This is a genomic window from Alkalibacillus haloalkaliphilus, assembly GCF_007991275.1.
Lineage (GTDB): Bacteria > Bacillota > Bacilli > Bacillales > Alkalibacillaceae > Alkalibacillus > Alkalibacillus haloalkaliphilus.
Genome location: NZ_BJYA01000012.1, coordinates 107,802 through 124,866, shown reverse-complemented (window position 1 = coordinate 124,866; position 17,065 = coordinate 107,802). Strand labels below are relative to the sequence as shown.

17 protein-coding genes are annotated in these 17,065 nt (G+C 37.9%); 5 read left to right on the top strand and 12 right to left on the bottom strand.

Annotated elements, in window-relative coordinates; all coding sequences use genetic code 11:
• Positions 1-75 precede the first annotated feature (75 nt).
• From AHA02nite_RS09205 to AHA02nite_RS09195, 3 genes are all read left to right on the top strand, one after another.
• Positions 76-1,806: an ABC transporter ATP-binding protein gene (locus AHA02nite_RS09205; RefSeq protein WP_146816571.1), complete on the top strand. Its 1,731-nt coding sequence runs from the start codon at positions 76-78 to the stop codon at positions 1,804-1,806.
• Positions 1,796-3,628: an ABC transporter ATP-binding protein gene (locus AHA02nite_RS09200; RefSeq protein WP_146816569.1), complete on the top strand. Its 1,833-nt coding sequence runs from the start codon at positions 1,796-1,798 to the stop codon at positions 3,626-3,628. The genes AHA02nite_RS09205 and AHA02nite_RS09200 overlap by 11 nt, the downstream gene beginning before the upstream one ends.
• A 258-nt stretch (positions 3,629-3,886) precedes the next feature.
• The gene (locus tag AHA02nite_RS09195; RefSeq protein ID WP_146816567.1) at positions 3,887-4,111 is read left to right on the top strand and encodes a DUF3892 domain-containing protein; all 225 of its coding nucleotides are present in this window, start codon (positions 3,887-3,889) and stop codon (positions 4,109-4,111) included.
• Positions 4,112-4,148: 37 nt separating this feature from the next.
• Here AHA02nite_RS09195 and AHA02nite_RS09190 read toward each other — a convergent pair whose 3' ends face one another.
• From AHA02nite_RS09190 to asnB, 7 genes are all read right to left on the bottom strand, one after another.
• A complete protein-coding gene (locus AHA02nite_RS09190) occupies positions 4,149-4,961 on the bottom strand; it encodes an RsiV family protein (protein ID WP_146816565.1) in 813 nt (270 codons plus the stop codon).
• Between the two features lie 102 nt (positions 4,962-5,063).
• Positions 5,064-6,626 (bottom strand): BCCT family transporter, encoded by a 1,563-nt coding sequence (locus AHA02nite_RS09185; protein WP_146816563.1) that lies wholly within the window; start codon positions 6,624-6,626, stop codon positions 5,064-5,066.
• Between the two features lie 44 nt (positions 6,627-6,670).
• Positions 6,671-7,393 (bottom strand): amino acid ABC transporter ATP-binding protein, encoded by a 723-nt coding sequence (locus AHA02nite_RS09180; protein ID WP_146816561.1) that lies wholly within the window; start codon positions 7,391-7,393, stop codon positions 6,671-6,673.
• Positions 7,386-8,045, bottom strand: a complete 660-nt coding sequence (locus tag AHA02nite_RS09175) for an amino acid ABC transporter permease (RefSeq protein WP_146816559.1) — start codon at positions 8,043-8,045, stop codon at positions 7,386-7,388. The genes AHA02nite_RS09180 and AHA02nite_RS09175 overlap by 8 nt, the downstream gene beginning before the upstream one ends.
• A 28-nt stretch (positions 8,046-8,073) precedes the next feature.
• Complete coding sequence (locus tag AHA02nite_RS09170; RefSeq protein ID WP_146816557.1) at positions 8,074-8,859, bottom strand: ABC transporter substrate-binding protein; 786 nt, start codon at positions 8,857-8,859, stop codon at positions 8,074-8,076.
• A 200-nt stretch (positions 8,860-9,059) separates the two neighbouring features.
• The gene (locus AHA02nite_RS15135) at positions 9,060-9,209 is read right to left on the bottom strand and encodes a hypothetical protein (protein WP_170236038.1); all 150 of its coding nucleotides are present in this window, start codon (positions 9,207-9,209) and stop codon (positions 9,060-9,062) included.
• 288 nt (positions 9,210-9,497) lie between these two features.
• A complete protein-coding gene (asnB, locus tag AHA02nite_RS09165; RefSeq protein WP_146816555.1) occupies positions 9,498-11,345 on the bottom strand; it encodes an asparagine synthase (glutamine-hydrolyzing) in 1,848 nt (615 codons plus the stop codon).
• Between the two features lie 149 nt (positions 11,346-11,494).
• Here asnB and AHA02nite_RS09160 point away from each other — a divergent pair, with 149 nt between their 5' ends.
• Positions 11,495-12,382: a cation diffusion facilitator family transporter gene (locus tag AHA02nite_RS09160; protein ID WP_146816553.1), complete on the top strand. Its 888-nt coding sequence runs from the start codon at positions 11,495-11,497 to the stop codon at positions 12,380-12,382.
• A 210-nt stretch (positions 12,383-12,592) separates the two neighbouring features.
• On the opposite strand, the gene mbcS is transcribed toward AHA02nite_RS09160, so the two are convergent.
• On the bottom strand, positions 12,593-14,173 hold the full coding sequence (mbcS, locus tag AHA02nite_RS09155) for an acyl-CoA synthetase MbcS (RefSeq protein ID WP_146816551.1): 1,581 nt from the start codon (positions 14,171-14,173) through the stop codon (positions 12,593-12,595).
• A 150-nt stretch (positions 14,174-14,323) separates the two neighbouring features.
• Here mbcS and AHA02nite_RS09150 point away from each other — a divergent pair, with 150 nt between their 5' ends.
• Positions 14,324-14,704, top strand: coding sequence for a RidA family protein (locus tag AHA02nite_RS09150; RefSeq protein WP_146816549.1), 381 nt, complete (start codon positions 14,324-14,326; stop codon positions 14,702-14,704).
• Between the two features lie 163 nt (positions 14,705-14,867).
• On the opposite strand, the gene AHA02nite_RS15130 is transcribed toward AHA02nite_RS09150, so the two are convergent.
• The 4 genes from AHA02nite_RS15130 to AHA02nite_RS09135 all read right to left on the bottom strand — a co-directional run bounded on the left by AHA02nite_RS15130 (position 14,868) and on the right by AHA02nite_RS09135 (position 17,006).
• Positions 14,868-15,005: a hypothetical protein gene (locus AHA02nite_RS15130; RefSeq protein ID WP_170236037.1), complete on the bottom strand. Its 138-nt coding sequence runs from the start codon at positions 15,003-15,005 to the stop codon at positions 14,868-14,870.
• Between the two features lie 159 nt (positions 15,006-15,164).
• Complete coding sequence (locus AHA02nite_RS09145; RefSeq protein WP_146816547.1) at positions 15,165-15,854, bottom strand: Crp/Fnr family transcriptional regulator; 690 nt, start codon at positions 15,852-15,854, stop codon at positions 15,165-15,167.
• Between the two features lie 85 nt (positions 15,855-15,939).
• The gene (locus AHA02nite_RS09140) at positions 15,940-16,572 is read right to left on the bottom strand and encodes a trimeric intracellular cation channel family protein (protein ID WP_146816545.1); all 633 of its coding nucleotides are present in this window, start codon (positions 16,570-16,572) and stop codon (positions 15,940-15,942) included.
• Positions 16,573-16,649: 77 nt separating this feature from the next.
• Positions 16,650-17,006 (bottom strand): VOC family protein, encoded by a 357-nt coding sequence (locus tag AHA02nite_RS09135; RefSeq protein ID WP_146816543.1) that lies wholly within the window; start codon positions 17,004-17,006, stop codon positions 16,650-16,652.
• Positions 17,007-17,065 lie beyond the last annotated feature (59 nt).

The following is a 17,065-nucleotide window of genomic DNA, read 5'->3' as shown; positions in this document are numbered from 1 at the left end:
ATATAAAGCGTCTGATATGAAATACAAATTAAAACAAACACTAATATATACCGTTACTGCTGGGGGCTGCCAACGATGATTCATGTTTTAAAGAACTTATTACCTTATCGTTTTCATATGATTATTGCTTGGACACTGATGTTAATTGAACTAGGTGTTGAATTAATGCTTCCATTCATTTTAATGCGAATGATTGACGAAGGCATTTTAGTCCAAGATTTAAACAACGTTGTCTTTTGGGGCTCCGTTATGATCGGACTCGCCCTTTTATCATTTGCCGCTGGAATTGGGAACTCGTTTTTTGCAGCACACGTTACATTTAAATTTGGTTATGACGTTCGCGGAAAACTGTTTGAGAAAGTTCAATCCTTTTCATTTAAAAACTTAAATGAATATCCTACATCTTCTTTAATCACCCGTTTCACTAATGATGTTAGACAAATTCAAAACGGTGTATTTATGGCGTTAAGAATTATGTTACGTGCACCACTGCTCGTTCTTGGTGGTGTCACGATGGCGTTTATCGTTAACTGGCGAATTGCATTAATCTTTTTAATCTCTGTTCCTATTTTGCTCTTTTTCTTAACTTGGGTTGTGAAAAAAGGTAGTCAACTGTTTGAGAAAGTGCAAGCAAGGCTCGACAACGTTAACAGCGTCATGCAGGAGAACTTAGCAGGTATTCGCTTGATTAAAGCTTTTCTTCGTCGTAATCATGAGCAAAACCGCTTCGTTGATGCAAACTCTGGTTTAATGACTGAAATGAAGAAATCACTTCGTTTAATAGAAACGTCCATGCCTGTACTCTTGCTCGTCATGAACTTAAGCTTGCTGTTCATCTTATGGTTCGGTTATGGCGAGATTAATAACAACAATGCGACTGAAGGTGAGATTGTCGCGATTATTAACTATGCATTACGAGTGTCGATGGCTATTTCGATGTTTGGCTTTTTAACGATGGCATTCGCAAGAGCTAAAGCTTCTGCAGAAAGACTTAAAAATGTTTTCACAGCTAAAATCGATTTAGTTGAAGCTGAAGATGCGAATCCGTCGAAACAAATTACGGAAGGTAAGATTGAATTTGACCACGTGAAATTTAGTTATCCTAATTTAAAAGAAAATGTAATATCAGATATTAGCTTTACTGCTCGCGCACAAGAACAAGTTGCTATAATCGGCGCGACCGGTTCTGGTAAGTCATCGCTCTTTCAGTTAATTCCGAGGTTATATGATGTTACAGAAGGCGCGGTTTACATTGATGGTAACGATGTTCGAACGTTAAAACTAGATCACTTAAGAAAAGCAATCGGCTACGTCCCACAAGCACCTCTCCTATTTACGGGGTCAGTTTTTGACAATATTGCTTGGGGGAAAAATGGTGCAACAGAAGATGAAGTGATTCAAGCTGCTAAAGATGCTCAAATCCATAACGCCATTGCTGATTTGCCAAATGGCTATAACACGAAGATCGGGCAAAAAGGCGTTAACTTATCCGGAGGTCAAAAACAACGTGTTTCCATTGCACGTGCGCTCGTTCGAAAGCCGAAAATTTTAATGCTTGATGATAGTACAAGTGCGTTAGACTTAAAGACTGAAGCGAGGTTGTTAGAGGCTATTGCTCAATATGAGTGCACGACTTTAATTGTAACGCAAAAAGTCACAACAGCTATGAACGCCGATCGCATCATGTTATTAGACGATGGTGAATTGCTAGATGAAGGTACACATAACGAGTTGATGAAGCGCTCTGACATGTATCGCAAAATTGTCGAGTCGCAATTTGGAAAGGAAGAAATCCATGAGCTTTAAAGACAAACTAAAAGAGCCTTTTCAATATGAAAAAATCGATTTAAATGAAGCCGAACAAGTCGATGAACATTCGAAGCCGAAAGTCCGCGACTGGAAAGGGACTGTCAAACGTATATGGAAGTACTTATTAAGTGAAAACTGGCTACTTCTATTTGTCATTGTGATGGTCGTCTTTAGCTCTGCCTTCTCGCTTTTAGGCCCCTATATGATCGGAATGGGTGTCGACGATTATATCGTTGAAAGGCAAGAAGAAGGAATCGGTACATTAATTGTGACGTTGTTATTTATTTATTTAGGTTACTCATTAGCGATCTTTTTACAAAATTTCTTTATGATTGGGATCGCGCAAAATACAGTTTATCGTTTGCGTTCACAACTGTTTAATAAACTTCATGAATTGCCGATTAATTTTTTTGATAAGAGGCAGTTTGGCGAAATCATGAGCCGCGTAACGAACGACGTTGATAACATTAGTAATACATTGAACCAATCGGTTATTCAAATATTCCAAAGTATTTTGACACTCGTTGGTACTGTTGCTGTCATGCTTTATTTAAGTCCGCTATTAACAGTCGTGACATTAACGATCGTTCCATTAATGGTTTTCGGGATGAAGTGGATTACGAAGCGAACAGGCCCATTATTTAAAATCCAACAGCGCCGAATTGGTGAAATGAACGGTTATGTCGAAGAGACGATTTCCGGACAACGGATCGTTAAAACATTCTCTCAAGAAAATAGAGTGTCACGAGAGTTTGAACAACGCAATGATGATGTCATGCGTGCTAGTTATTGGGCTGCTGTCTTTTCTGGCTTTATTCCGAAGTTGATGAACATGTTAAATTCATTCGGTTTTGCGATCATCGCATTTGTCGGTAGTATTTTTGCGATAAACGGTATGGTGACAGTCGGTACGATCGTCATCTTTACTGAGTTAGCCCGTCAATTTACCCGTCCATTAAACGAATTATCAAACCAGTTCAACCAGTTACTAACAGCCGTCGCTGGTGCTGAACGTGTATTTGACATTATCGATGAAGATAGCGAAGAGTTAGATGAAGTCGATGCTATTGAAATCGGTGAACCTAAAGGAGATGTAGAATTTCAAAATGTCGTTTTTGCATATGATGAAGACGAAGTTGTATTAAATGACGTCTCTTTCAATGCTACTGCAGGTAGTACTGTTGCTTTCGTTGGCCACACAGGTGCTGGTAAAACAACGATTATTAATTTAATGTCGCGCTTTTATAATTACGATGATGGTCAGATCTTATTAGATGGCACGGATATAAAAGATATTAGACGTTCAAGCTTAAGGAAACATATGGGCTTCGTGCTACAAGATGCTTTTCTTTTTGAAGGAACGATTCGTGAAAACATTCGATACGGCAAATTAGACGCAACAGACGATGAAGTCGTTGAAGCAGCTAAGAAGGCCAATGCACATTCATTTATTATGAAGTTCCCTAATCAATACGACACAGTATTAGACCCTGACGGAAGTGGGATCAGCCAAGGTCAGAAACAGTTGCTAACGATCGCACGAGTTATTTTATCTGATCCGAAAATTTTAATACTAGATGAAGCGACGAGCAGCATTGATACAGTTACCGAAATTAAAATTCAAGAAGCTTTGCATCGCCTAATGGAAGGCCGAACGAGTTTCGTCATTGCTCATAGACTTAATACGATTCAAAATGCCGATCAAATCATTATGTTAGAGCATGGCAAGATTATTGAAAAAGGGTCACACCAAGAGCTCGTTAAACATGGCGGGAAGTATTCTGATCTTTATCAAACGCAGTTGAAGCAAAAAGCTTAGTGGTGGTGTGGAAGATATTTGGCGCTCGTGTTATGTTTTTTGGCGTTCATGAAAATTTATTGGCGTTCAGATGGACTTTTTTGGCGCTCGCGACAGTTATTTGGCGCTCGCAACTTTTTATCAGCGTTCACGATATTTTATCAGCGCTCAGCAGCATTTATCAGCGCTCATGATATTTTATCAGCGCTCACGACAACTTTATCAGCGCTCGCATAAAACCCTCCTTACAAGACAAAATAATCTCAAGGAGGGATTGTGATGGCAACAGAATTTGTCGCAGTTCGCCACAACGAAGATGGCGACCTTACACATTTTAAAACTGCTGATGGTAACATTTTAAATTATGATGAAGCTTTGGCGTTAGTCGAGCAAGGTGAAGTGGATGGTGTCACAATCGGAAAAGCACGAAATGGACGTACAACAATTCGCGGAGTTGCAGATGGTGACCCTAGTAACAATTTAGATCATCTCGAAACATTTTAATACTGAAAAGAGAGCCTCAGTCTAAGGCTCTCTTTTTTTACAGATAAAAATCTTGTCCCGTTTGATCTTCGACTTTCATTCTTTCAAGCCACTCAGGTTTAAATAGATCTTTCACTTCATTAATCGGGATACTCACCTCAGGGGTTCCAGCAACGCCTGCTAATACTTCATACTTATTAAACTTAAACACGATATTACCATCTTCAATATACATGTTTGTAAAATGATAATCCGTTTGTGATAACCAACGTTGTAATTCATCGTCTAAAATATAAGCACTATATTGCTCTGAGTCCTTCAGTCGTTGCTCAATAATTGGAAATATAGTGCTTTGAGCTTCATCTGGGTCATTAAATAACTCAGCACGATTGATTAACTCACCTGCTTCTACATCAACCATATAAACGCTCGCCTTCTGATTGACACTTGCCCCACCAGTAAACGTTTCTTCACTGAATATAACGGAGTACAATTCTTCTCCAGCTGGTTCAATTTCAACTTTTAAACTTAAGTTACCTGGTGTGTCTGCATCGACACGACCTAACTGCTCCACCTCATGGAAAAACTGATTCATTACTTGTTCAACATAATCACCGAAGAACTCATTTAGTTCTTCAGAGTCAAACACCGGCGCTTGAACAAACAAAATATAATCTTCTGTTTCACGGGATACCGTTCGGATATTAATATTTGGATAACCGGATTCTTCAATTTCTCCTGTATCATTAACTGTCTCTAATGCATGTACTGTGGAGCTTTCACTAAAGTCAGGTGCAAAAAATATTAATCCAACTAAATAGCTAATTAAAAGCGAAACTAAAAAATAACGCAACGTCTTTTGCGAGCTCATGATCACATAACCCCTTGTTAAGCTTAGTTACTATTATTTAGCCCTATATAACAAGAGATTATTCATGAAAAAACACCGACAATCAGCCGATGTTTTCCCTATCTATTCTTCTTCTTTTTTCCTTAACTCTTTATTCTTCTTCTCTAGTTTCCGGAAACGACGGACTTCTTGTTTACTTATTGGCACCTGTTCGTTTCGCAACATTTTTATTATAGAGTAAAGCAAAATGAGTAAAATCACAGTGAAAGGTAGAGCTGATACGAGTGATGCTGTCTGTAATGCATCAAGACCGCCAGCTAATAATAGCACACCAGCAATTGCAGAAATGAGCACACCCCAAACTAGCTTTAGAAACAATGGTGGTGACAAACTTCCCTTTGCAGCCATGCTACCCAATACATATGAAGCAGAATCGGCTGATGTAATTAAAAAAGTGAAGATTAGTAAAAGCGACACTACTGATAAAATTGTCGTTAATGGTAACGTTTCATACAACTCAAACAACGCCACTGCCACATCGTTATCAACCGCTTCAGCAATCATCGTCCCTTCATTTAAATCACTATAAATTGCCGCACCACCAAACGCTGCAATCCATACACACGCGATCGCTGGTGGGACAATCATGACACCAATAACGTATTCACGAATTGTTCGGCCTCTTGACACGCGAGCAACAAACGCTCCAACAAAAGGTGACCATGCAATCGCCCACGCCCAGTAGAACACTGTCCAATCACGGACCCACGTTCCACCTTGGTATGGGGTTAACCTCAAACTATAACCAACAAAATTTCTTAAATAATCACCAACTCCAGCTACAAACGCATTTAAAATGAACGTAGTTGGACCTGCAATAAAGATAAATAAAAACAGAATGATACATAAAGATAAGTTCACGTTACTTAAATATTTAATTCCTTTATCAAGACCTGTTGTTGAAGAGATCATGTAAGCTATAAACATGACGACAATAATTAACATTTGAACCCAAATGGCAGTCGGTAAAGGGGTAACAGTTGAAAGTCCACTGTTCGTCTGCATGACACCTAAACCTAATGTTGTGGCAACCCCCATTACTGTTGCAATGATTGCTAATGCGTCAATTGTCGTTTTTAAAGCAGGCCTTTCACCTGTCACAGGCTCCATTGCTTTAGAGATTAACCCATTATCATTACGGCGAAATTGCATAAATGCAACAACTAAACCGACTATAGCAAATACTGACCATTGACTAACTCCCCAATGAAAGAAAGCATAACCCATCGCCACTCGGGCAGCTTCTTCTGTTTGAGCCTCCACACCTGCAAAAGGCGTAGAAAAATAGTGTGACATCGGCTCAGCAACTCCCCAAAACACTAAACCTACACCAAACCCAGCTGAAAACAACATCCCAATCCATGTAAAGAATGGGTACTCAGGTCGTTCCCCATCATCACCGAGTCGGATTTTCCCATAACGACTAATAGCTAATCCAATTAAATAAATGATAATCGCAAATACGGCAACTAAATAAAACCACCCAAAATGGTCAGTCGTAAACACAAATAGTGTACCAGCTACTTCACCAAAGCGCTCAGGCATAACAGCCCCGAAAATTACTAGCAATGTTACAATCGATGCTGATATATAAAATACTGGGTTTTTAAAGTACTCTGCTTTCATTGTCTAGCCCTCCAAAGCATACAGCATTTGAAGTGACCTAAAACTTATAACACTTTTTCTAAGAACGATTGTGCTCTTTCTGTGTTAGGCTTTTCAAAGAAAGGTTTTGGGTCACTTTCTTCTACTATTCTGCCTTCGTCCATGAAAATAATACGGTCCGCAACTTCCTTCGCAAAACCCATTTCATGCGTTACAACAGCCATCGTCATGCCTGAGTGAGCTAAATCTTTAATAACATCAAGCACTTCTTTAACCATTTCGGGGTCTAATGCAGAAGTAGGTTCATCGAATAACATTAGATTTGGCTCCATCGCTAAAGCTCTTGCAATCGCTACACGTTGCTTCTGTCCACCCGATAGACTATTTGGAAATGCTTCAAGCTTCTCACTTAAACCAACCTTAGCTAACAACTGTTCTGCTTTTCGCTTAGCTTCGGCTTTACTCTCTCCTTTCACAGTCATCGGAGCATAAGTTAAATTCTCCAACACATTCATGTGCGGAAACAAATGAAAATGTTGAAACACCATACCAATTTGCTGTCGAATATTTAAGATATTGACATTAGGATTTGTTATATCTTCATCATTAACAAATACACGCCCTGAAGTCGGCTGCTCTAATAAATTTAAACAACGTAGAAAAGTCGACTTACCGGAACCAGAAGGCCCAATAATCGTAACAACTTCTCCACGTTCAATGCTCGTGTTTATATCATGCAAAACTTCTGTGTCTCCAAAACTTTTATGCAACTTCTCTACATTAATCACTTGCTCTCATCCTCCGTTCAACATACTTACCAATTAACGTTAAGACCATCACCATCGCATAATACAGTAATCCTACAAATATGAGCGGTTCAAAGCTACGGTATATATCTGAAGACACGACTTGAGCTCGACGCATTAAATCTAAATAACTAATAACAGAAACTAATGCTGACTCTTTCGTTAGCGTAATAAACTCGTTCATTAATGCAGGTAATATATTTTTCATTGCTTGTGGCAAAATGATTTTAATCATCATCGGTCGATAAGGAATACCTAGTGCTTCAGCCGCTTCACGCTGGCCTTTATCCACCGCTTGAATTCCTGCACGAATAATTTCTGACACATATGCCGAGGAATTCAAACCAAACGTTAAAATCGCTGATAAAAATGGCGATATATCATATCCCGTAAGCTGAGGAACGGCGTAATAAATTAATAATAACTGCAAAATTAGTGGTGTCCCTCTAAAAATTGATGTATAAAAATCAGCTAACCACTTCAGTAATGTAAACCGGCTAATTTTTACTAAAGAAATTAAAGAACCTAATATAAAACCAAAAATAATCGCTATAATCACAAACTGTAACGTGACCCATACTCCTTCTAGCATAAAAGGAATATAAGGCACGATTTGGCTAAAGTCCAAATTCATGCCTTATTCACTCCAATCCCTTTAAATTTTATTGTTCATCTAACTCCCATTTTTCTTCAAGTTCAGCAATCGTACCGTCCTCTAAAAACTGTTCGATGATAGCGCTAATGTCTTCCTGTAACTCACTATCTTTAGGAAATGCAATAGCCATTCCAGGTGAAGCTTCAGTTGGATCTTCAAACCCTGCCAATCCTTGTTCTTCAATATACCCTTCAGCCACTGTCGTATCCATATAACCGACATCAATACGATTCGTTAATAAGTCTTGAATAATGTTTGTCGCTTCATCGACAGCATGAATTTCAAAGTCATATTCTTCTTGTAATGCTTGTGCACCCTCTTCTTGAATAGTTCCGAGTTGAACACCTACCGTTTTTCCTTCAATATCTTCAATACTTGTAATGTCTGAATCTTCTTGTGTAATGAACATTTCACCTGAGTGATGATAAGCAGGTGAAAAATCTACGTTTTCTTGTCTCTCTTCCGTTGCTGACATCCCAGCTAATACCATGTCAACACGATTGGATTGTAATGCACCAATCAATCCATCAAAATTCATATCCGAAATCTCTAACTCATAACCTAACTCTTCAGCAATTTCATGAGCTAAATCAATATCAAAGCCGACGAATTCACCATCTTCATTGAACGATTCAAATGGCGGAAAGTCTGCTGAAGTTCCCATTTCCAACACTTGCTGCTCATCAGAACTTATTTCTTCTCCATCAGCCTCTGTAGCACCTGTGCCACATGCAGATAACACCGCTAATACTACTCCAACAATAAAAATAAATCCCCAATTTTTAATTTGCATATCCATTCTCCTTTTTGTATATTTATACGATTATATGTATATTAACACGGGTTTAATTAAATTTAAATAGGTTTTTCTGTATAATTATAAAGTCTGAATTTTTAAAATAATGAAAGTGCTTACAAACTTGAACACAAAAAAGAAGCTGACAGGAAAGACTCCTGTCAGCTTCTCAATTATATTATAAGGGGGGAATGTTCTTACATGTCACCGTTGTCCATGTCGCCATCTTCATCTGCTGGATCTTCTACTGGATCCTCTTCTGGCATTGGATCTTCTTCAACGTCACCACCACAAGCTGCTATCACTAAAGTAGAAATCATTAGAATACTCATTAACCATTTTTTCATTTTCATACACTCCTTCTTAATTAATGTATCTTGATTGTACTAGTGTTATACCCTCGTATTCAATCGACATAAACTAACATTACAACATTGTAAGGTTTGATAAATTGTTGCAATGTTTTTAACCTAATTGTTACCTTTAGTAGTAATTCTAACCTAAAACCAACGATTTATACGAAGGAATTGTAAGCTTATCATGGTGCTAAAATTTAAAAATTATTCATTTCCATAGTTAGACAACTTTCGAAGGAGTATTCAGCCTACTTCTAAACAATTAAAAATGCTCAGTCTTTACGCCTCGATTTGCACATTATAATGTTCTAGCCAAGCATTAATCTGCCATAAATGAGCTAACAATTGTGGACCTGTCATTAATTGACCATACCAAGGTTCTTTAAACTCCTCACCTTGTGTATGAACTAACTGCTCAACTTTATTTTTATCCAGTAATTCAAATAATGGTGCATCTTGTTTACTCAGAACTTCTTCCATCATAGAAACAACTAATGAAGTGTATTTCGGTTGAAACGTTTTAGGATAAGGACTTTTCTTTCGATACAAAACTTCTTCTGGCAAATATCCTTCTAGCGCTTTTCGTAATAAACCTTTCTCATATCCATCCGCTTGCTTCATCTCCCAAGGAACATTCCAGACATATTCGACTAAATGGTGGTCAGCAAAGGGAACTCTCACTTCAAGTGTTGCGCCCATACTCATTCGGTCTTTGCGATCGAGCAACTGCGCCATAAACCACTGCATATTTACATAAAACATTTCACGACGTTTTTGCTCTTTAGGGGCTTCTCCTGTAAGCAAAGGTGTTTCATTAACCGTTTGCTTATATCGTTCCATTGCATAGTCTTGAATATTAAGTCTGTTTTTCCATTTTGAATTTAACAGATCTTCTCTTAACTGGAGGGATCTAATCCATGGAAAGCCTTCTCCATCTTGGTTAAAATCATCTTGAAACCAAGGGTAACCACCAAAAATCTCATCAGCACATTCACCTGATAAACTTACAGTCGTTTCATTTTTGACTTGTTTACAAAACCATAATAATGACGAATCCACATCAGCCATACCAGGTTGATCCCGTAGCAATACCGCTTCTTTCAAATATCCAGCTAAATCTTCTTCACTAATAAACAAGTCCTCATGGTTCGTTTTAAATCGGTCGACGATTAACGATTTAAAATCAGCATCTGAATTCGGTTGAAACTTACTTTTTTCAAAATATTGATCATTCCCTTTGTAATCGACCGAAAACGTCGGTAAAATTCCTTTACCATTTTCTTTGTAGTAGTTAGATGCAATAGCTGTAATAGCACTGGAATCAATACCACCTGACAGAAAGGTCGATAATGGTACGTCAGATACTAACTGTCTTTCAACCGCATCTTTAAATAAGAAACGCACCTTCTCAACCGTCTCGTCAAAGCTGTCAGTATGCTCCTCACTTTTCAAATTCCAATACCGCCAAATCTTCACACCTGTCGTCGAGCATGATAAAGCATGCCCTGCTCTTAACTCGTTGATCTGTTTAAATAAACCATGCCCAGGTGTTCGTGAAGGACCAAGCCCCAACACTTCTGAAAGACCTTCACGATCTACTATAGGCTGTATGTTTGGATGTTTAAGTAAAGCTTTTATTTCTGAAGCAAATAACAATTGTCCATTAACTTCACTATAAAACATTGGCTTAACACCGAGCCTGTCACGTGCAATAAACAATTCCTCCTGCTCATCATCCCAAATGGCAAAAGCAAAAATCCCGTTTAAACGATCTAGACATTCTTTGCCCCACTTTACATAAGACATGACTAACACTTCTGTGTCACATGTCGTGTTGAACGTGAAACCATCTTTAACTAACTCATTCCGTAAATCTTCTGTGTTGTACAACTCACCATTATAAGCAATGGTATAAGAACAACCTGCTTTTTTGACTGTCATTGGCTGCTTACCTTTTTCAGGATCAATTACCGCAAGCCTTTGATGACCAAATGCGACATGACTATTCATGAAGAAACCTTGATCATCTGTCCCTCGATGCGTTAATGTTTCTGTCATTTCCTTAAGTATTGGTAGTTGTTCCGCACTCGTTTGATTCCAATTCAACCACCCTGTTAGTCCACACATGATGTATCGTCTCCTCATATTTTTTTACTATGTAGTCATCATATGTGGTTTAAGCCTAAAGTTTCATAAACAATGTTAAAAATAGTTAGACTGAACCTTTTATTTATTGGTATGATAAAAAATATAATCGACGAAAAGTAGGTTGTTTTATGGAGAACCGAACTAAAAAAGCACAGTTTGCCTCAATTGTAGGGATTGTGGCCAACTTAATATTAGCAGTGGTAAAAGGAATCGCAGGTGTGCTTGGTAACAGTAAAGCACTAATAGCTGATGCCTTTCACTCAGCATCTGATGTCGTCAGTTCCATTGCGGTACTTGTCGGTATTCGAGCAGCTCAAAAACCACCAGACCCAGAACACCCTTATGGTCATGGTAAAGCTGAAAACATCGCGACACTAATCGTCTCAATCTTACTCGTAGTAGTCGGGGTTGAAATTTTACTTGATGCTATTTCAACTTTATTCTCTAATGAACAATCCGAAACAGGCATGATCGCGTTATATGCCATTATTTTCTCATTAATCGTTAAAGAAGCGCTTTTTCAATATAAAAAACGGCTCGGTGATAAAATTAATAGCCCTGCCATTATAGCTGATGCTTGGCACCACCGTTCAGATGCCATTTCATCGTTAATTGCATTAGTCGGTATTGGGGCAGCTATGATTGGAAGCCACTATGGCCTACCATTCTTACAGTACTTTGATCCAGTAGCCGGTGCATTTATTGCACTACTCGTCATGTGGATGGGCTTTAAAATTGGACGCGATGCGGTAAGTGTTACGTTAGAAACTGTTTTAGATGAAGGACGAACGAAGAAATTCGAAATGACAACGATGAAAGTGGACGGCGTTGAACGCTTAGACATGTTAAACGCAAGAACTCACGGCTCATACGTCATTATCGATGTGAAAATCAGTGTCGATCCAAACATTACAGTCGATGAAGGACACAGTATAGCTGCACGCGTAAAAGAAAAATTAATGGAAGACCACCACGAAGTGCAAGATGTTTATGTACACGTTAATCCTTATCATTAATTAGTGTGAACGCTGATAAATCTGGTCTGAGCGCTGATAAACCTAATCCGAACGCTGATAAATTTGTTCGAGCGCTGATAAACCTAGTCCGAACGCCGATAATTTTTGCTGAGCGCTGATATAAACCCGCCCAAGAGCCGATAAAACTAACTGCACAATCAAAAGAAACTGCTCAAAACCTATAAAGTTTTGAGCAGTTTTTCCATCCCATTATAATGATTTACTCATCTCTTGCTTTCTTAACTCTACGCGTCGAATTTTACCTGACGTTGTCTTCGGTAACTCTTTTACAAATTCAATTTCGCGTGGATATTTGTACGGTGCAGTTAAATCTTTCACATGATTTTGCAGCTCTCTTACAAATCCATCTCGCTTTTCATCAACATTGTCTTTTAACACGATGAAAGCCTTCACGATTGCACCTCGTACTGCATCTGGGCTTGCTACAACAGCACATTCTTGAATATCAGAGTGTTTGACTAGGGCATCTTCTACTTCGAATGGTCCTATTGTGTAACCAGAACTAATGATAATATCATCACTTCGACCTTCGAACCAGAAGTACCCGTCACCATCTTTACTTGCCTGATCACCTGTTAAGTAATATTCACCACGATAAGTCGCACTCGTTTTCTCAGGGTCTTTATAATACTCTTTAAACAATGCTGGTGTTGACTGGTGAACGGCAATGTCACCTACTTCACCTTCTTTTACAGGTTCCCCATCTTCATTAATTATTTCAACTGTATTGCCAGGGGTTGGTTTACCCATAGAACCAGGGCGCACTTCCATCCCTTTTGTAATACCAACTAACAATGTATTCTCTGTTTGACCATATCCATCTCTTACAGTTAGGTTAAAATACTTCTCAAATGTATCTATTACTTCTCTATTTAACGGCTCACCAGCTGAAACTGCACTGTGCAATTGACCTAAGTCATACCCATCTAACCCTTCAACTTTAGCCATTAGACGATATTCAGTTGGTGTACAACATAAAACATTAACACCATAAGTTTGCAGCAACTTTAAATACTTTGTAGGAGAAAACTTACCATTATAAACAAAACCAGTTGCTCCTGAACCTAACACTGATAAAAATGGGCTCCACAACCATTTCGCCCAACCAGGACCAGCTGTTGCCCATACTAAATCTTTTTCATTAATTCCTAACCAATTTGACGCAGCTGTTTTTAAATGGGCAAAGCCCCAGCCATGTGTATGCACAACACCTTTAGGGTTGCCAGTAGTACCTGACGTATAAGATAAAAACGCCATATCATCGCTTTTTGTATTTGCCGTTTTGAATTCAGTTGGTGCATGTTCAACTAACTCATCTAAATGAGCCCACCCGTCACTTGCTTCACCTAACACGAACTTTTTAAGCTGTGAAACTTTATTGACTTGCTCGAATTCATTAATATACGGGTAATATGTAACAACTGCTTTCACATCACCATGTTGAATACGATATTCTAAATCTTTAGCACGTAACATTTCTGAACTTGGAATAACGACTAGTCCTGCCTTAAGTAGCGCTACATAAACTTCATATGCTTGTATTAATCTCGGAATCATCACTAACACTTTGTCACCTTTTTCAAGTCCTTGGCTAACGAAAACATTAGCTAACTGATTAGCTCGACTAAACAATTGTTCGTATGTCACTTGGTCTGTACTACCGTTTTCATCTTCCCAAACAATCGCTTTTCGATCAGGGTCTGTCAAATACTGTTCAAACTCGCTTACAATATTATAGTTATCCGGTGCAATGAGTTCTTCTTTTTTCAAAATTTACCCCTCCTATTGTTACGCTTATATCTGATTATATTAAAAATTCAAAATTTTTTAAACCTGCTTTTTTACTAAATAACTTTATATCCTTATCTCCACACTAAACTTTTGCTAATATAGAGTTATATAGAAAGGAGATGTTTTACCATGAAAAAAGTTTATTCAACAGATCAGGCACCTGCAGCAATTGGACCCTATTCTCAAGCAGTAGAAGTGGACAACACGCTTTATATCTCTGGTCAAATTCCACTTAACCCAGAAACGATGGAAGTTGTCGGTGACAGCATTGAAGGACAAACACATCAAGTGATGAAAAATGTTGGTGCCATTTTAAAAGAAGCAGGACTCGATTATACTAACCTAGTGAAAACAACAATCCTTTTAGATTCAATGGAAGATTTTGCAACAGTCAATGATATTTATGCAAGTTACTTAGAAGAGCCTTACCCAACACGTGCTGCCTTCGAAGTCAGCCGTTTACCAAAAGACGTTAAAGTTGAAATTGAAGGAATTGCCAAACGCGCATAGAAAAAAGCGTAGCCATTATTGGTTACGCTTCTTCTAAACTTACTAAGGAAAATAACTACAACTTAGCGAAACTAATGACCTGATGGTCCACCTTCGATTAATTCAATACAATAACAGCAGTTAACTTAACAAAAAATAAAACCACACGTTTACTACGTGACCATTAGTCGAAATAATTAACGATGATACTTATAACAATAATTAATACAATTAAAACAAGCATACAACCAGGATTCCCGATCAATCCTCGGTGGAACAGATCATTTCTTTCATCATTGTGACCATTTCTACCTTGCCTCACTCATTTCTCCCCTTATTCAGAACAACTACATTGTTATATTTTAAGAATTTTCGTAAATTATACCAGATATACTTCTTTTGTAAATAACACTAGCAGCTCATAATAAACAAACACCCCCGACAACAGATACCCTGTCATCGAAGGTGTTAGTTCTTAAAACTATGTCATTTGGTAACTTTTCAAATCCTCCATGTTGTAAACGATGATTTCATTACGATTATAAGAGATTAACTCTTCTTTTCGTAACTTATTAAACGTTCGGTTAACTGATTCTCGGGTAACGCCGATCATATTCGCTAAGTCACTGTTTGTAAGCGGAATATGAACATAAATTGAATCATCTTGACGGTGTTTCCCCATTTCTTCAGTAATTCGAATAAGTGTTGTTACTGTACGTTCAAAGACTGTTTGAGTACTCATTTGTTGGATTCGGTCTTGAAGTTCTAATATTTTCTTACCCATTACACGCATAACTTTGATAGAAATTTGAGGCTTTTGCAGTAAAAGGTTTTCAAATGCCTCTATTGGAACAGCTATTACATTAACATCTGTTAGTGTAACAGCCGTTGCAGGGTATGGTGTTTGATCAAAAAAGCCGACATGGGGAAACATTTCATCTGAATGAATTAAGTTAATGACTTGTTCTTTACCATCAGCACTCACTTTATAAACTTTAATCAATCCATGGATGACAAAGTATACCGATTCCCTTCTCTCGCCTTCTCGAAAAATGACATCACCTTTCTTAAACTTACGGTGGTGTGCAATTTTGCCTACCTCTTCTAATTCTTCAAAAGATAAATCGTGAAAGATCGGAAACTGTTTAAAGAATTTGACTGAACAAGCCATTGTAGAACGCCCCTTTAATTCTTTATGCCTACCAATATTATAAAGGATGGTTAGTTATTTTAGGGGGCAGCAATGTTAACATTTATTAACTTTTCTTCAAGCGTTTTAAGAACCTTAACCAATCTCCTCTACTCGGTAAGCGCCAATCATAGATGACCGATAACATTCGAAGAGTAATAATTAGAACTAATAAGACCATTAACTCCCACATCGCTTCAGCAATTCCAAGTCCAATCACAAGAGCACCTAACACAGCCCACATAGCGTAAATTTCTTTATGTAATACAAGTGGCTTTCTTCCAGCTAACAAGTCACGTACCATACCGCCACCAGTACCAGTCAAAACACTTCCGACAATAACTGCTGGGAGTGGATAACCCGCTGCTACTGCGAACAATGCCCCTTGGATCGCAAATGCCGACAACCCAATTGAGTCAAAGAAAGCACCCCATTTTTCCCAACCAGTAAAGAACCAATGAAACGGTATAAAAAAGATTAACGTCAATGTTATAAAAGCTATAAAGAACAACATGCTTTGTTCCCAAACTTCAGAAACGGGCAAACCTAATACAACATGACGTATTAAACCACCACCAAAAGCTGTTGTAAAACCTAATAAATAAACACCGAACAGGTCATACTTTTCTTCCAAGGCAACAATGGCACCACTAATTCCAAAGGCCATCGTTCCAATTACGTTTAAAATTTCCCACGTCATGTTGTCACCTCTTTTCACCTTAGTTCTTCATTATTTTAACAGATGGTGTTAAAGAATGCTTACAAAGATAATAAGTTTTAACATTTACATATCATTAGGACATTACCATCCAAATCTCGAATGTTAAAAAAATGATCGTGTTGAATGGCTGTTAAAACCTCAATCCCTTTTAATTGTACATACTTATAAGCCGTTTCAATATTGCTAGTATTAAAATGAAATAAAGGCACATCATCTATAATCCGTTTTTCATATATCTTTGAGTCGAGTACCACCTTTAGATCATAGTCTAAATCAATAACAAATAAATGATCGGCTATTATTTCATTAGGGGTCTCAATATTTAATAAGTCACAATACCATTCTTTCGCCTTTTTAATATCTTTTACAGGGATAAAAATTGCACCAACCTTAGTTTGAACTGGACTTTTCATGCCTTTCACCTCTAAACCTTTATTATGTTATATATTTTCTATAAAGGGTCTTAAAAACC

Coding starts and splice junctions, on each gene's coding strand:
- AHA02nite_RS15135 (WP_170236038.1), bottom strand. CDS start 9,209: ATGAAAAAATGGTTAATGAGTATTCTAATGATTTCTACTTTAGTGATA.
- asnB (WP_146816555.1), bottom strand. CDS start 11,345: ATGTGTGGACTAACAGGGTGGTTGAATTGGAATCAAACGAGTGCGGAA.
- AHA02nite_RS09150 (WP_146816549.1), top strand. CDS start 14,324: ATGAAAAAAGTTTATTCAACAGATCAGGCACCTGCAGCAATTGGACCC.
- AHA02nite_RS09175 (WP_146816559.1), bottom strand. CDS start 8,045: ATGAATTTGGACTTTAGCCAAATCGTGCCTTATATTCCTTTTATGCTA.
- AHA02nite_RS09145 (WP_146816547.1), bottom strand. CDS start 15,854: ATGGCTTGTTCAGTCAAATTCTTTAAACAGTTTCCGATCTTTCACGAT.
- AHA02nite_RS09135 (WP_146816543.1), bottom strand. CDS start 17,006: ATGAAAAGTCCAGTTCAAACTAAGGTTGGTGCAATTTTTATCCCTGTA.
- AHA02nite_RS09200 (WP_146816569.1), top strand. CDS start 1,796: ATGAGCTTTAAAGACAAACTAAAAGAGCCTTTTCAATATGAAAAAATC.
- AHA02nite_RS09160 (WP_146816553.1), top strand. CDS start 11,495: ATGGAGAACCGAACTAAAAAAGCACAGTTTGCCTCAATTGTAGGGATT.
- AHA02nite_RS09205 (WP_146816571.1), top strand. CDS start 76: ATGATTCATGTTTTAAAGAACTTATTACCTTATCGTTTTCATATGATT.
- AHA02nite_RS09185 (WP_146816563.1), bottom strand. CDS start 6,626: ATGAAAGCAGAGTACTTTAAAAACCCAGTATTTTATATATCAGCATCG.
- AHA02nite_RS09140 (WP_146816545.1), bottom strand. CDS start 16,572: ATGACGTGGGAAATTTTAAACGTAATTGGAACGATGGCCTTTGGAATT.
- AHA02nite_RS09170 (WP_146816557.1), bottom strand. CDS start 8,859: ATGCAAATTAAAAATTGGGGATTTATTTTTATTGTTGGAGTAGTATTA.
- AHA02nite_RS09190 (WP_146816565.1), bottom strand. CDS start 4,961: ATGAGCTCGCAAAAGACGTTGCGTTATTTTTTAGTTTCGCTTTTAATT.
- AHA02nite_RS09195 (WP_146816567.1), top strand. CDS start 3,887: ATGGCAACAGAATTTGTCGCAGTTCGCCACAACGAAGATGGCGACCTT.